Raw genomic sequence first — 13,417 nt, 5'->3', positions numbered from 1 at the left:
GCTGCGCTAGGCTAGCGCAGATGGCACAGGAGGATCCCATGGACGGCAATATGACACGCACCCCGGTCGATCCGGACGGCATGATGGAGTTTTCGGTCGTGTTCACCGACCGGTCCCTCAATTCGATGAGCAAGCGGTTTCAGGGCGTCATGCGCGACCTGTCGTCCATGCTGTGCGATACCTACGCCGCTGAAGGTGTGGCGATCGTACCCGGTGGCGGTTCCTACGGAATGGAAGCGGTCGCGCGGCAGTTTGGTCGTGACGCGCATTGTTTTATCCTGCGCAACGGGTGGTTTTCCTACCGTTGGAGCCAGATTTTCGACGCCGGTTGTTTTGCCGCTGAAACCACGGTGAAGATGGCGAGCCAGACGGGCAACGACAGTCGCGCGCCATTCGCGCCCGTGCCCATTGCCGAAGTCACCCAGGCGATCCGGGACGCGAAACCCGATGTGGTCTTTGCCCCGCATGTGGAAACCAGCGCGGGGATGATCCTGCCTGACGACTACCTGATGGCGGTGGCCGAGGCCGCCCATGATGTGGGTGCGATCTTTGTGCTGGATTGCATCGCAAGCGGCTGTATCTGGGTCGACATGGCGGCGACGGGTGTGGATGTCGTGATTTCGGCCCCGCAAAAGGGCTGGTCGTCCACGCCTTGCGCCGGTCTCGTGATGATGTCGCAGCGCGCGCTGGACCGGTTGGACAGCACCACGTCGAACAGTTTTTCCAATGATCTGCGCAAGTGGCGCGACATCATGAAGGCCTACGAGAATGGCGGTCACGCCTATCACGCGACGATGCCGACGGATGGTCTGGTGGATTTCCATGCGGCCATGATCGAGACGCGGGATTTTGGTCTGGACGCGGTCAAGGTCGCGCAATGGGACCTTGGCAACCGTGTGCGCGCGCATCTGGCGGGCTTGGGTGTTGCGTCGGTTGCGGCACCAGGGTTTCAGGCCCCCGGTGTTGTCGTCAGCTATACGGATGATCCTGCGGTCAAATCCGGTGCGGCCTTTGCCGCCGAGGGTATGCAGATCGCAGCGGGCGTGCCGCTGCAAGTCGGCGAGCCCGACGATTTCATGACTTTCCGGTTGGGGCTGTTCGGTCTGGACAAGCTCTATGACGTGGATGCGACGCTGGCACGGCTCACGCCGGTACTGGACCGGGTGCTGGGTTAGTCGCTGATCCCGGAGCCAAGGCGCATCAAGCGCCTGCGCACCGGGGCCACATCGTGAAGGGCGCGCAGGCCCAACCCGCGCAAATCCTGCAAGAGCGGGTTGGCGAACTGCGAGGCGCGGTTCAATGCGTCGATTCCCGTGGTCCGGATGTGCAGGTCCGTCTGGCGGGTTTTGTCGTAGGCGGTCAGCATTTCATCCGCACCCAGCGTGGCGCGGTGTTTTTCTGCGAGGTCGAGCAGGGCGGCGAGATCCTTGAGAGATGTGTTCAGCCCCTGTGCGCCGATGGGTGGCATAACGTGTGCGGCCTCTGCGATCAGGGCCGTGCGGCGTGCGGTCAGGGATTGGGCCGTTTGGGTGATGATCGGCCAGACGCTGCGCGGGCCGACTGGCGTGAGGGTGCCGTTGACGCCTGCGGAGCGGTCGTTGACGGCGGCTGCAAAACGGGCGTCGTCCATGGCGGCCAGCGCTTTGATCTGCGGACCATCGGCCATCCAGACGATCGACGAACAGGGCATGCCATCGTGATCGGGCAGGGGCACAAGTGTAAAGGGGCCACCACTGCGGTGCACCTCGGTCGAGATGTTGTTGTGCGGCGCAGGATGCGTAACGGCAAAAGTGATCGCCTTTTGACCGTAACGGGTTGTCTTGACGGGGATGCCCGCAGCCTCGCGGACAGCAGAATTGCGTCCATCCGCGCCGACGACGAGGCGCGCTGCGATCTGGCTGCCATCCGTCAGACGCACCAGCGCGCGGTCCAGCCGTGCGACCATCGACGCAAATCCCGTGCCGGACAGGAACGTCACATTGTCCATGTCGGCCAGTCGCGCGACCATTTCTCTGCGCAGAAGCCAGTTGGGCAGGTTCCAGCCAAAGGGTTCGTCGGAAATGTCGGATGCGGCGAAATCCCGGCTGACCGCGGTGTCGCCTGCCGCATCGACGATCCGCATGATCGCAAGCGGTGTCGCATGCGGGGCGAGCGCATCCCAAAGCCCCGCCCCATCCAGCAGATCGCGGGCCGGTTGTAGAAACGCGGTTGTGCGCAGGTCTGCGCCGTCCGCGCCTGCGTCGGTCACGGGCGGTGCGGGATCGACCAGCGTGACGGTAAAACCGGCGGTGCCAAAGGCCGCAGCCGCGGTCAGGCCCGCAACGCCGCCGCCCGATATCAGGATGTCTGTCTGTGTGTCGCTCATACAGCAGACATAGGACGGCGGGGCCTGCGCGAAAAGCCCGGATCGCTGCGACATCCTTGCCGGCTTGGCGGGACGTGCGGCGCAGGCTAATGTCTGCGCCAAAGGAGACACAATGCCAGACCGCGCCACGCCGAACAAAGACGCCTACGAGCTGATCCTCGAGGCCATCGACAGCCATATCTACCGTCCCGGCGACCGATTGGTCGAAAGCGAGTTGGCCGACCGTTTCGGTGTCAGCCGGACCCCCGTGCGCGAGGCATTGCAACGGCTGGAAACCCAAAGTCTGCTGACCCGCGACGGGCGGTCGCTGATCGTGGCCTCGCTGGATCATAACCAGATCTCAGAGCTTTATACCGTGCGCGCCGAACTGGAAGGGCTGGCGGCGCGGCTTGCGGCCAGCCATGCCACGCCGGAAGAAGTACAGGTCCTTCAGGAAATGCTGGCCGCCGATCGCGCGCTGGTCAACGACCCCGAGGCACTGGCGCGGGCCAATCGCCGGTTTCACAAGCAGATCCACCTTGCGTCGCACAATCGGTTCCTGGTGCAGCAGTTGGATCTGGTCTACCGGTCGATGGCGCTGCTTGCCACGACATCCATCGCAGCCGAAGGGCGCGGGCCCGATACGCTGGACGAACACGAAAGCATCGTTGCGGCAATCACGGCGGGTGATGGCGATGCGGCCAATGCGGCGCTGCGGGATCACCTAAGCCGCGCTTATGTCACCCGTCTGAAGCTGGACGCGGCACGGGTCGAGGCAGGGTCCTGAGCTGGTCTGGCGGCAGCAGGATGCCGTGGGCCGTCTTGTCCCACCAAAACGGTTTCCAGGCCAGTTCCAGCAACCCCTTGTAGACGGCGAGCGATCCAAGCGGGAAATAGAATTGCAGAGTCAGGGCCCAACCCAGCAGGCGCAGTTTTTCCGCGCGGCGCAGGGCGATGGCGGCAACGACCAGATTGATGACCTCGGCCCCGACGAACAGCACGACCAATGTTTGCCATTGGCCCGTCGTCAGTGCGGTGGTCATCGGATGCAGCAGGCCCAGCAGGATCAGCCAGAACGACCATAGGAACGGCGCCAGAACGAACTGCGAGAGGGTTCCGAGGAACAGCACCTGCACCCCGCAGAACCGCCACAGGCCCAAGTCATGCAGCAATCGCCAAGGTCGCCGCATGTGCACCGCGTAGGTGATCGCGTAACCCTTGAGCCAGCGTGACCGCTGTTTGACCTAAGGCCATGCGCGGCCATTGGCCTCTTCTTGGGTGACCGACGGGATAAAGGCGGTCCGGTAGCCGTGCCGTGCCAGTCGCAGGCCCAGATCGGCGTCCTCGGTCACGTTGTGGGCGTCCCAACCGCCAAGCCGTTCGAGAATGTCGCGCCGAAAGAACAACGTCGTCCCACCCAGCGGCACCACAAGGCCAAGCCGCGCATAGCCCGGCAGGACCACGCGAAACCAGCTGGCGTATTCGATGGTGAAACAGCGGGTCAGCCAGTTGGTCGTGCTGTTGTAATAGTCCAGCACGCCTTGCAGGCACGCCACCCGCGGATCAGCGCGTGCAAAGGCATCTGCAACGACCAACAATTGGTCCGTATCGGGGGCATCCTCGGCATCGTAGACACCTATGATGCTGCCGCGCGCATGGGGCAGTGCATAGTTCAGCGCGCGCGGCTTGGTGCGCAGCGTGCCTTCGGGCACGGTCATGGCGCGCATCCAGGTCAGCAGGCTGATGCGTCCCAAGGCCTGCCGCGTCGTATCATCGTTGTCTTCGAGCACGAGGCAGACATCGAGCAACGCGCGCGGATACCGAAGCGCCTCGAGACGGGCAATCAGGTGATCGGCAATGTCGCGTTCGTCATACAGCGGAATGAGCAGCGTGATGACGGGCAGCACAGCCTGCGGTCCAGGACGCGGCGGAAAGGATGCCGGGAAAAGTCCTGCGATGGCGGCCGCGGATTTCAGCGCGGTCGCCATCAGCATCAGGCCAATGGATATCAGGCAAAGCGTGGTCACAAGCCATCCGGGCGCAAGCCAGGCAAGCGTGGCCAGACCAGCCATCACCGACGCCCCCCACAGGGTTGCGCGGCCCCTGTGCCAGTCCCGGCTGCTGTCGGCGGCGTCCAGCCGGGTTTCGGCCCGTATCGCAAGGTCGTGACTGCACGATGCGATGACCGCGGTCGTGATCTGGTCCGGCGTCGCAAGTGCCAGCCGTACTGGTCCCAGTCGTGCGGCCAGATCGGGTTCCGCCCGCTGATAGGTCAGCAGATCAGGGGCGAGGACCACGGTCACCTCTCCAGTCTGTCGCCAGGGTAAAACGCCCGCGGTGATGCATTCGGTCGGTCCAAAGGCGCGTATGAGCCGGTCGTCAGGCGGGTCGCTGGCAGGGTCGATCAGCCGGGTGTTCAGGATGTCGCGTCCGGCGTGGATCAAGGACCGTTGCGACACCGCAAAGCGCTGAAAATATACGTCACCCAAGGACAGGCCCGTGTCGTGGGCAAAGCGTTGCGCGGCGATCACCTGGTCCCGGCTGACCACGCCGTCACGCAACAGATGCGCCGACAAGGGTGCGAGGACCAGTGCCGGTGTCAGTTCCTCAGTCGTATGGTCCGTCAGTGTTGTCATGATCCCGCCATCGCGCGGGATCACTTTCGTTAACAGACGTAAACGAATCCTTAACTGATCTCAGTTTGCAGCCTTGCGGTCGTCCATCGCGGCGGCAAAGCGTTCGAACAGATAATAACTGTCCATCGGGCCGGGGCTGGCCTCCGGGTGGTATTGCACGCTGAACACGGGCCGGTCGGCCAGTCGGATGCCGCAGTTCGACCCGTCAAACAGGCTGATATGCGTCTCGTGAACGCCCTCGGGCAGGGTCTGGCTGTCGACGGTGAAACCGTGGTTCATCGAAGTGATTTCCACCTTTCCGGTCTCGGTATCCTTGACCGGGTGGTTGGCACCGTGATGGCCGTGGTTCATCTTGATCGTCTGTGCCCCCAGTGCCAGCGCCAGCATCTGGTGTCCGAGGCAGATGCCGAACACCGGAATATCCTGATGTTCCAGCACGCCCTTGATCGCGGGGACGGCATATGCGCCAGTCGCGGCCGGGTCGCCCGGGCCGTTGGACAGAAAGACGCCATCGGGGTTGAGGGCCAGAATATCCTCGGCGGTGGCGGTGGCAGGCAACACGGTCACATCACAGCCCGCCGAAGCAAGGCACCGCAGGATGTTGCGTTTCGCACCGTAATCGACGGCCACGACCTTGTGCCGGGCGGCGGTCTGGCGGCTGTAGCCGTCAGGCCAGGCCCATCGCATCTCGTCCCAGGTGTAGGACTGTGCGCAGGTGACATCCTTTGCCAGATCGAGACCCACAAGGCCGGCAAAACCGCGTGCGGCGGCAACGAGGGCTGCAACATCGAAATTGCCGTCGGGATCGTGAGCGAGGGCCACGTGCGGTGCACCTTGCTGGCGGATTGCGCGGGTCAACCGCCGTGTGTCGACACCACCCATGCCGATGCGGCCCCGCTTTGTCAGCCAGGCCCCCAGCGTGTCCGTGGTGCGCCAGTTCGACGGCTCTGTCGGGTCCCATTTGACAACCATGCCAGAGGCCACCGGGTCCGAGGTCTCGTCGTCCTCGTCGTTCACCCCCGTGTTGCCGATATGCGGAAAGGTGAATGTCACGACCTGACCGGCATAGGAGGGGTCCGTCATGATTTCCTGATAGCCGGTCATGGCGGTGTTGAAGCACAATTCCGCAGTGGTCTGGCCGGTCGCACCGAACCCACGTCCGTAAAACACGGTCCCGTCAGCGAGGGCGAGGCAGGCGGTGGGTCTATCGGTCATGGGGTACGTCCTTGTGCAGGCATTGCGACAAATTCAACGTGTCCTAATGGGGGCGGTGGTGCGGGTCAAGGGCCGCGGGGCCGCTTGTGCCGGTCGGGCGGGCCGCATAGATTGCGCCCATGTTTTCAGGACCACAAGGACAAGTTCATGGATGTGCGACAGCGGCTGACGGCGGCCTTGAAGGACGCGATGAAATCAAAGGAAGCCGACCGGCTCTCGACGCTGCGTCTGATCAACGCCGCAATCAAGGATCGCGATATCGCGCTGCGTGGCACAGGTGCCGAGGAAGGGGCCACCGTCGGTACCGACGAGGTGCTGGCGATCCTGGGGCGCATGGTCAAGCAGCGACAGGAAAGTGCGCGCGCCTATGAGGAGGGCGGGCGACTGGAACTGGCCGAGAAGGAGCTGGCAGAAGTCAGGGTCATCGAGGATTTCCTGCCGCGCCAGCTGGACGATGCCGAAACCGAAGCGGCGGTGGACGCGGCGATTGTCGAGGCCGATGCCGACAGCATCCGCGACATGGGCCGTGTCATGGCGGTCCTCAAGGGCAAGTACATGGGCCAGATGGATTTCGGCCGCGTCGGCCCGATGGTCAAGTCCAAGCTGGGTTGAAGGGTGGGCGGGCCCGCCCGCCCACCCATTTTCGGGGCTTCGCCCCGGACCCCGGATATTTTCAACCAGAAGAAGTCAGCTGCGCAGTGCGCGTTTGAGATCGTCGTAAAGGGCGAGCCGTTCGCTTGCATCAAGGAATGATCCGATCTCGACCTCGCGGTCGCCGCCCCGCAGAGTGATGTAGTTTTCGACCGGACCACCCTTGGGGTGCAGATGGACGCTGACCCAATAGCGGTTGGCCTCCCAGTCCTGACGCGGACCGCGCGGGTTGTGACGTGTTAGATGTGCTGTCTGGTCGTCGACGGTCAGTTCCTCGAGCACCTCACCACGGCGATAGCTGGCGTTCAACGCAAACCACAGCCCGCTGAAGGCCACGATGAAGAATGGCAGCAGTCCCCACAGGACGGCAGAGCCCAGCACGACCAGCAAGGGCAGGGCGATCAGCGTCGCCGTTCCCCCCATGAACAGAACGAAATCACGCCGCAAGAGCGACCGATACGGCCAAAGCGACAGTGACCATTGGGGCTGATCATGCGGCGGGGGTGAGGACCATTCATAGGGCATGTGTGAGTTCTAGAGCGGCTTGCGCGCATGACCAATGCGCGGTTTGGTCGCGCTGGATATTGGCGCTGCGAGCGTGTGACATGCACATCGAAATCAGACGGGTGGCGGCGCAGGACCGGAGGGCCTGGGGCGCCATGTACCGCGGGTATGCTGCGTCCCCTATGCGATCGATCAGACACCCGATAGGCGCGACAGGCTCTGGACCTGGTTGACGGATCCCGGGCACGTGGTCGCAGGCCATGTTGCGGTGTATCGGAAGGAGAGATCTGCGGTCTTGCGCATGTGCGTTCGTTTGCCCGACCGCTGTCGGCCAGAACGGGGCTGTTCCAGGATGATCTGTTCGTCGACCCTGCCGCGCGCGGGCAGGGCGTCGCGGATGCCCTGACCGTGCATCCGGGGGATCCGGCCCGCGCACAAGGCCATTTTGTGCTGTGCTGGATCACCGTCAAGGATAACGCGCGAGCCCGCCGTGTTCATGACCGCATGAACGAAAAAGGCCCCGGAAAACCGGGGCCTTTTGCTTGTAAGCCGTGGCGTTTAGTGCGCCGGGGATTTGTCCCACTCGCTCTGCTTGGGCAGAGTTTCGAACGTATGCTCGGGCGGCGGGGACGGCAGTGTCCATTCCAGCGTATCAGCATATTCGTTCCACGGGTTCGCTTCGGTGCATTTGCGGCCCCAGATCAGCGAGTAGAAGATCACGCCGATGAAGAACAGGAACGAAGCGAAAGACAGGAACGCACCCCAGGACGACACGTAGTTCCATGTCGCAAAGGCCTCTGGGTAGTCGATGTAGCGACGGGGCATGCCCTGACGGCCCAGGAAATGCTGCGGGAAGAAGGTGATGTTCGCACCGATGAACATCGCCCAGAAGTGCAGCTTGCCAGCCCATTCGGGATACATCTTGCCGGACATCTTGGGGAAGTAGAAGTAGATCCCCGCAAAGATGCCGAACACGGCGCCCAGCGACATCACGTAGTGGAAGTGCGCCACGACGTAGTAGGTGTCGTGATAGACGCGGTCGATGCCAGCCTGGCTGAGCACGATACCGGTCACACCACCCACGGTGAACAGGAACAAGAAGCCCATGGCCCAGAGCATCGGTGTCTTGAACTCGACCGAACCGCCCCACATGGTCGCGATCCACGAGAAGATCTTGACCCCGGTGGGCACCGCGATGACCATCGTCGCCATCATGAAATAGGACTGCTGCGTCAGCGACATGCCCACGGTGTACATGTGGTGTGCCCAGACGACAAAGCCCAGAACACCGATCGCCACCATTGCGTAAACCATCGGCAGGTAGCCAAAGATCGGCTTTTTCGAGAAGGTCGCGATGATGTGGCTGATGATGCCGAACGCGGGGATGATGATGATGTAGACCTCGGGGTGACCAAAGAACCACAGGATGTGCTGGTACAGAACCGGGTCACCACCGCCGGACGGCTGAAAGAACGTGGTGCCAAAGTTGCGGTCCATCAGCAGCATCGTGATGGCACCGGCCAGAACCGGCAGCGCCAGCAGGATCAACCATGCGGTGACAAAGATCGACCAGGCGAACAGCGGTACCTTGTGCATGGTCATGCCGGGGGCACGCATGTTCAGGAAGGTCGTGATGATGTTGATGGCGCCCAGGATCGACGACACACCCGACAGGTGGACGGCAAAGATTGCGAGGTCCATGGACAGACCGCCCTCTGACGTGGACAGCGGCGGATACATGACCCAGCCCACGCCCGAACCCAGCTGGCCGTTGCCGCCGGGTGCGATCATGGATGCGACGCCCAGGGCAGAACCGGCTACAAACATCCAGTAAGACAGGTTGTTCATCCGCGGGAACGCCATGTCTGGCGCACCGATCTGCAACGGCATGAAATAGTTGCCGAAACCGCCGAACAGGGCCGGGATCACAACAAAGAACATCATCAGGATGCCGTGATACGTGATCAGCACGTTCCACAGGTGGCCGTTGGGCGTACATTCGGATGAGGCGTCCGTGAACAGGCGCGCGCCTTCCATGCACATATGCTGGACACCGGGCTCCATGAGCTCGATCCGCATGAATACGGTGAAAGCCACCGAGATGAAGCCGACGAGACCGGCTGTAAACAGGTACAGGATCCCGATGTCTTTGTGGTTGGTGGACATGAACCACCGGGTAAAGAACCCCCGGTTGTCTTCGTGGTCATGGCCGTGGATGGCGGCGTCTGCCATGTGGCTCTCCCTCGCGTTGGCTACAGATCGGACGGCACGAGTCGACAAAAACGCATCGTCCTTTGCCCGCGTTCTAAAGAACCGGCGCGCTGGGGGCAATGTTGGATGTACATGCCCGGATGGGTAAAATTGGCGCAGGCGCGGAGGCCAAGGTTGCCTGGGCTGCCGGGATTGCAGGTCCGGAACGCTGTGGTATCAAAGCAGGACAAGTTCGCAGCAAGAGGCCAGCCATGTCCGAAATCCTGTCGCTCGCCGGCGCGAACCTGATTTCACCGATCATCCTGTCGTTTGCGCTGGGCCTTGCTGCGGCAATGGCGCGGTCGGATCTGTCCATCCCCGAGGCCGTGGCCAAGGGCATGTCGATCTATCTGCTGTTCGCCATCGGGTTCAAGGGCGGCGCATCGGTTGCAGCACACGGGATCGACGCCACCCTGTTGCTGGCGGTGGGCGCGGGCATCGTGCTGTCGTTTGGCCTGCCATTCATCGCATTCGCGCTGTTGCGGGTGCTCACGGGCCTGTCGGGACTGGATGCAGCTGCGGTCGCCGCGCATTATGGATCGATCAGCATCGTGACATTCGTGGCTGCGACCTCCGTGCTCGAGGGGCGGGCCATCGATGCCGAGGGCTACATGGTGGCCGTCGCCGCCGCGATGGAAGCCCCCGCGATCCTGTCCGCACTCTGGCTGGTGGCGCGTAGCGGCACGGCCGGCCGGATGGAGCCGGGATTGATGCGGGAAATCCTGCTCAATGGGTCCATCGTCCTGCTGGTCGGCAGTTTCGTCATCGGAATGGTCACGGGCGAGGCTGGTCTTGCCGAAATCGCGCCATTCATCGTGTCGCCGTTCAAGGGCGTGCTGTGCCTGTTCCTGCTGGACATGGGGCTGGTCGCGGGGCGGGGGCTGCGCCAGTCGCGCGGTGTGCTGGGTCTGGGTGCGGTGGCATTCGGTATCGCGATGCCGCTGGTGGGATCGGTCATCGGGTTGGGCATGGGCATGGCCATCGGGCTGTCGGCAGGCGGAACCGTGCTGCTCATGGTTCTGGCGGCATCGGCTTCCTACATCGCCGTGCCGGCCGCGATGCGGGTCGCCCTGCCAGAGGCCAATCCGGCCATCTATCTGACCTTGTCGTTGGGGGTGACGTTTCCGTTCAACCTGACGCTGGGCATTCCACTGTACGTGGCGATGGCCACGATGATGACTGGGGGCTGACATGGACATGCATCAGGCAAAACGCATCGAGATCGTGATCGAGAAACCGATGGAAGGGCGGCTGGCAAAGGCGCTGAGCTCTGCCGGGGTGACAGGCTATAGTGTGGTGCCCGTGCGCGGTGGCTCGGGCCGTTCGGGCCCCTGGACCCGCGAAGGCGAGATCGGGCGTTCCGGTATGGTCATGTTCATCTGTCTGATCCGCCCGGACCGGCTGGATGCCCTGCTCGAAGCGGCCTTTGCCGTCGTCGAACGGCACATCGGCGTGGTATCGGTCACGGATGCCATGGTCCTGCGGGCTGAACGTTTCTAGCGCGATTTGCGCATCATCTTGCCAAAAATACTCAAGCGCCGCAGGCATACGCGTCATCAACCGGGCGGGGGTCCTGCGGCATGCCGAACACCTGGTCAAAGCTTGCCCGCAGGGCCACGTCGACGTCATCCATGGTGACAGGCAGGCCCAGATCAACCAGCGACGTGACCCCGTGATCGCTGATGCCACAGGGCACGATCCCGTCGAAATGGCTCAGATCGGGTTCGACATTGATGGACAGGCCGTGAAACGACACCCATTTGCGCAGGCGGATACCCAGGGCTGCGATCTTGTCCTCTGCGATCGCGCCGGTGGCGGTCAGGGGTTTGTCCGGGCGTTGGACCCAGACGCCGACGCGGCCCGCGCGGCGTTCGCCCTTGACGTTGAACCTGTCCAGGGTCGCGATGATCCACGCCTCCAGATCGGCCACGAACAGCCGCACGTCGCGGCCCCTGCGGGACACGTCCAGCATCACATAGGCCACACGCTGCCCCGGCCCGTGATAGGTATATTGTCCGCCACGTCGCGCCTCGAAGACATCGAAACGGTCGGGATCGACCAGATCGGCGGGATCGGCGCTGGTGCCAGCGGTATAGAGGGGCGGATGTTCAACCAGCCAGATCGCCTCGTTCGCGGTGCCGGCGGCGATGGCGTCGGCGCGCGCCTCCATCCAGGCGAGGGCGTCGGGATAGGGGGTCAGCCCCGGTGAGGTGATCCACTCGATCATTCAGCGCGCGGGCAGCAGCCCGGCCTCCTTGATCGCGGGGATATAACGCCGGCTGACGGGGATCTGCGTGCCGTCCGCCAATGTCAGGACCGCGCCATCCCCCTTGCGGTCGGCTGCCGCGACGGCAGCTGTCGCGACCCAATGGGACCGGTGCACCTGCAACCCGGGCGTAGCGGCGGTTTCGCGGATCGCATCGGAGAGGCGCATCAGGATCATCTCTTGTCCCTTGGTGGTCGTCACGCGAACATAGTGATCCTCGACCGACATGGCCAGAAGCGTGCCGCGTTTGTCCAGCGGGAGGCGGTCCAAGATTGATGGCCCGACCCTTGGCGCGGGCGCAGTGGTGATGCGCTGCAAGACAGCCTCGATCAGGATTGCAACGATCAGCGCGATGACAAACACCTGTGCAAGGTAGACCGCCAGGGCTGTTCCGGCAGGCCAGAACCCCAGCCACATGCCGTTCAGCACCCAGACCAGCACTGACACGCAAGTCGCCGTCGCAAGGCCGATGACGGCCAGCCGCCACTGCCGCGACAATCGGTCTGCCCAGTGATGCAAGATGTAGATGTTCACCCACAACCCGGCCGCATAGGTCGTCGTGACGACCATCATCCAATAGGCAAGGCGGGGCAGGGGGCGCAACAGCACGTCGCCGTCGAACGGGGCGATGATCGCTAGGATCACGCTGGTACCCGCCAGACAGATCAGTGTGGTCGGGTGCCGAAACCGGTCCCGCCATTCACGCAGCGCAAGTTGCAGTGGTCCGCCGCTCACGCAGCAGGCCCCGTCGTTCGGGCATCAGGATTAGCACGGTCGCAGGTCATGGGTCAGGGATAGGCAATCGCAATACCCAAGCCAAGAGGACTTGCCATGACCCTGAGCCCGATCCTGACTGCATCTCCTGTTCTGCAGATCCATATCGCCTGCGCATTGGTCGCACTGACCGTCGGGCCGTTCACGCGATTGCCGCGCGGCTGGCACATGGGGCTTGGCTATACCTGGGTGGCGGGGATTGTCGGGCTATCACTCTCATCGTTCTGGATTCCCAGCTTTGGGCTGGCGGTGGTCGGCCACTTTGGCCCGCTGCACCTGCTGGCGGTTGCAGCCCTGCATGGTGTCTGGTCTGCAATCCGGCATGTCCGGCGCGGAAACATCCGCGCGCACCGCCTGATCATGCGCAATGTCTGGTTCGGCACGATGGGCGTCGCGACGTTGGCCAATTTCCTGCCGGGCCGCACGATGAACCACGTGGTGTTGAACGGTGACGATCGCGCCGGATGGCTGGTGATCGGTTTGGGCCTGGTCGCACTCGTCTGGCTGTGGCGTCAGGTGCGCGGCGGCGTTTCGGCGACAACTTGACGATTTGGCCTTGATGGTGTGGGGCCGTTTGGCTAATCAGCGCCATGCCTAGACTTGCGGTCGTGGCGGAATTGGTAGACGCGCAGCGTTGAGGTCGCTGTTCTGTAACAAGAGTGGGGGTTCGAGTCCCCCCGACCGCACCAAGGCATGTTTCAGGAAATTTCACTCTATTTGCAAATCTTGCAGGCATTATTATCGTTTTTCGCCCATTTTACGGGTGATTTGCCCGTT

14 protein-coding genes and 1 tRNA gene are annotated in these 13,417 nt (G+C 63.1%); 7 read left to right on the top strand and 8 right to left on the bottom strand.

What is annotated here, in order from left to right; all coding sequences use genetic code 11:
- The first annotated feature begins 38 nt into the window (after positions 1-38).
- Complete coding sequence (locus BMX27_RS12450) at positions 39-1,175, top strand: aminotransferase class V-fold PLP-dependent enzyme (RefSeq protein WP_090160145.1); 1,137 nt, start codon at positions 39-41, stop codon at positions 1,173-1,175.
- Here the strand turns inward: BMX27_RS12450 and BMX27_RS12445 are convergent.
- A complete protein-coding gene (locus BMX27_RS12445; RefSeq protein WP_090160144.1) occupies positions 1,172-2,365 on the bottom strand; it encodes a UbiH/UbiF family hydroxylase in 1,194 nt (397 codons plus the stop codon). The two genes, BMX27_RS12450 and BMX27_RS12445, sit on opposite strands and share 4 nt — an antisense overlap.
- Positions 2,366-2,477: 112 nt before the next feature.
- Here BMX27_RS12445 and BMX27_RS12440 point away from each other — a divergent pair, with 112 nt between their 5' ends.
- The gene (locus BMX27_RS12440) at positions 2,478-3,131 is read left to right on the top strand and encodes a GntR family transcriptional regulator (RefSeq protein WP_090160143.1); all 654 of its coding nucleotides are present in this window, start codon (positions 2,478-2,480) and stop codon (positions 3,129-3,131) included.
- Here the strand turns inward: BMX27_RS12440 and BMX27_RS17035 are convergent.
- Genes BMX27_RS17035 through carA form a run of 3 tightly spaced genes read right to left on the bottom strand, consistent with a single transcriptional unit; the run spans position 3,085 to position 6,195 of the window.
- Positions 3,085-3,534: a hypothetical protein gene (locus BMX27_RS17035; protein WP_256212499.1), complete on the bottom strand. Its 450-nt coding sequence runs from the start codon at positions 3,532-3,534 to the stop codon at positions 3,085-3,087. The genes BMX27_RS12440 and BMX27_RS17035 overlap by 47 nt on opposite strands.
- 54 nt (positions 3,535-3,588) lie before the next feature.
- Complete coding sequence (locus tag BMX27_RS12435) at positions 3,589-4,980, bottom strand: glycosyltransferase (RefSeq protein ID WP_256212497.1); 1,392 nt, start codon at positions 4,978-4,980, stop codon at positions 3,589-3,591.
- A 60-nt stretch (positions 4,981-5,040) separates the two neighbouring features.
- Positions 5,041-6,195, bottom strand: a complete 1,155-nt coding sequence (gene carA / locus BMX27_RS12430; protein WP_090160142.1) for a glutamine-hydrolyzing carbamoyl-phosphate synthase small subunit — start codon at positions 6,193-6,195, stop codon at positions 5,041-5,043.
- Positions 6,196-6,342: 147 nt separating this feature from the next.
- Here carA and BMX27_RS12425 point away from each other — a divergent pair, with 147 nt between their 5' ends.
- Positions 6,343-6,807, top strand: a complete 465-nt coding sequence (locus tag BMX27_RS12425) for a GatB/YqeY domain-containing protein (protein WP_090160141.1) — start codon at positions 6,343-6,345, stop codon at positions 6,805-6,807.
- A 75-nt stretch (positions 6,808-6,882) separates the two neighbouring features.
- Here BMX27_RS12425 and BMX27_RS12420 read toward each other — a convergent pair whose 3' ends face one another.
- Positions 6,883-7,371 (bottom strand): DUF2244 domain-containing protein, encoded by a 489-nt coding sequence (locus BMX27_RS12420; protein ID WP_090160140.1) that lies wholly within the window; start codon positions 7,369-7,371, stop codon positions 6,883-6,885.
- Between the two features lie 537 nt (positions 7,372-7,908).
- Entirely contained in the window at positions 7,909-9,582 is a 1,674-nt protein-coding gene (gene ctaD, locus BMX27_RS12410) for a cytochrome c oxidase subunit I (protein WP_090160139.1), read from the bottom strand.
- A gap of 230 nt (positions 9,583-9,812) precedes the next feature.
- Between ctaD and BMX27_RS12405 the strand changes: the two genes are divergently transcribed.
- A complete protein-coding gene (locus BMX27_RS12405) occupies positions 9,813-10,790 on the top strand; it encodes a sodium-dependent bicarbonate transport family permease (protein ID WP_090160138.1) in 978 nt (325 codons plus the stop codon).
- Between the two features lies 1 nt (position 10,791).
- Entirely contained in the window at positions 10,792-11,100 is a 309-nt protein-coding gene (locus tag BMX27_RS12400; RefSeq protein WP_056034000.1) for a P-II family nitrogen regulator, read from the top strand.
- A 31-nt stretch (positions 11,101-11,131) separates the two neighbouring features.
- Here the strand turns inward: BMX27_RS12400 and lipB are convergent, their stop codons facing one another.
- Together lipB and BMX27_RS12390 are read right to left on the bottom strand one after the other, a co-directional pair.
- Positions 11,132-11,827 carry a lipoyl(octanoyl) transferase LipB gene (gene lipB, locus BMX27_RS12395; protein ID WP_090160137.1) on the bottom strand — a complete coding sequence of 232 codons (696 nt, stop codon included), beginning with the start codon at positions 11,825-11,827 and terminating at the stop codon, positions 11,132-11,134.
- Entirely contained in the window at positions 11,828-12,601 is a 774-nt protein-coding gene (locus tag BMX27_RS12390) for a LytTR family DNA-binding domain-containing protein (RefSeq protein ID WP_090160136.1), read from the bottom strand.
- Between the two features lie 96 nt (positions 12,602-12,697).
- Here BMX27_RS12390 and BMX27_RS12385 point away from each other — a divergent pair, with 96 nt between their 5' ends.
- Both BMX27_RS12385 and BMX27_RS12380 read left to right on the top strand, forming a co-directional pair.
- Positions 12,698-13,186 (top strand): DUF2306 domain-containing protein, encoded by a 489-nt coding sequence (locus BMX27_RS12385; protein WP_090160135.1) that lies wholly within the window; start codon positions 12,698-12,700, stop codon positions 13,184-13,186.
- 56 nt (positions 13,187-13,242) lie between these two features.
- Positions 13,243-13,329 (top strand) — tRNA-Leu (locus BMX27_RS12380).
- Positions 13,330-13,417 lie beyond the last annotated feature (88 nt).

Origin of the sequence: Loktanella sp. DSM 29012 (genome assembly GCF_900110705.1) — a bacterium.
GTDB lineage: Bacteria > Pseudomonadota > Alphaproteobacteria > Rhodobacterales > Rhodobacteraceae > Loktanella > Loktanella gaetbuli.
This window is presented reverse-complemented; position numbering and strand designations above follow the sequence as displayed.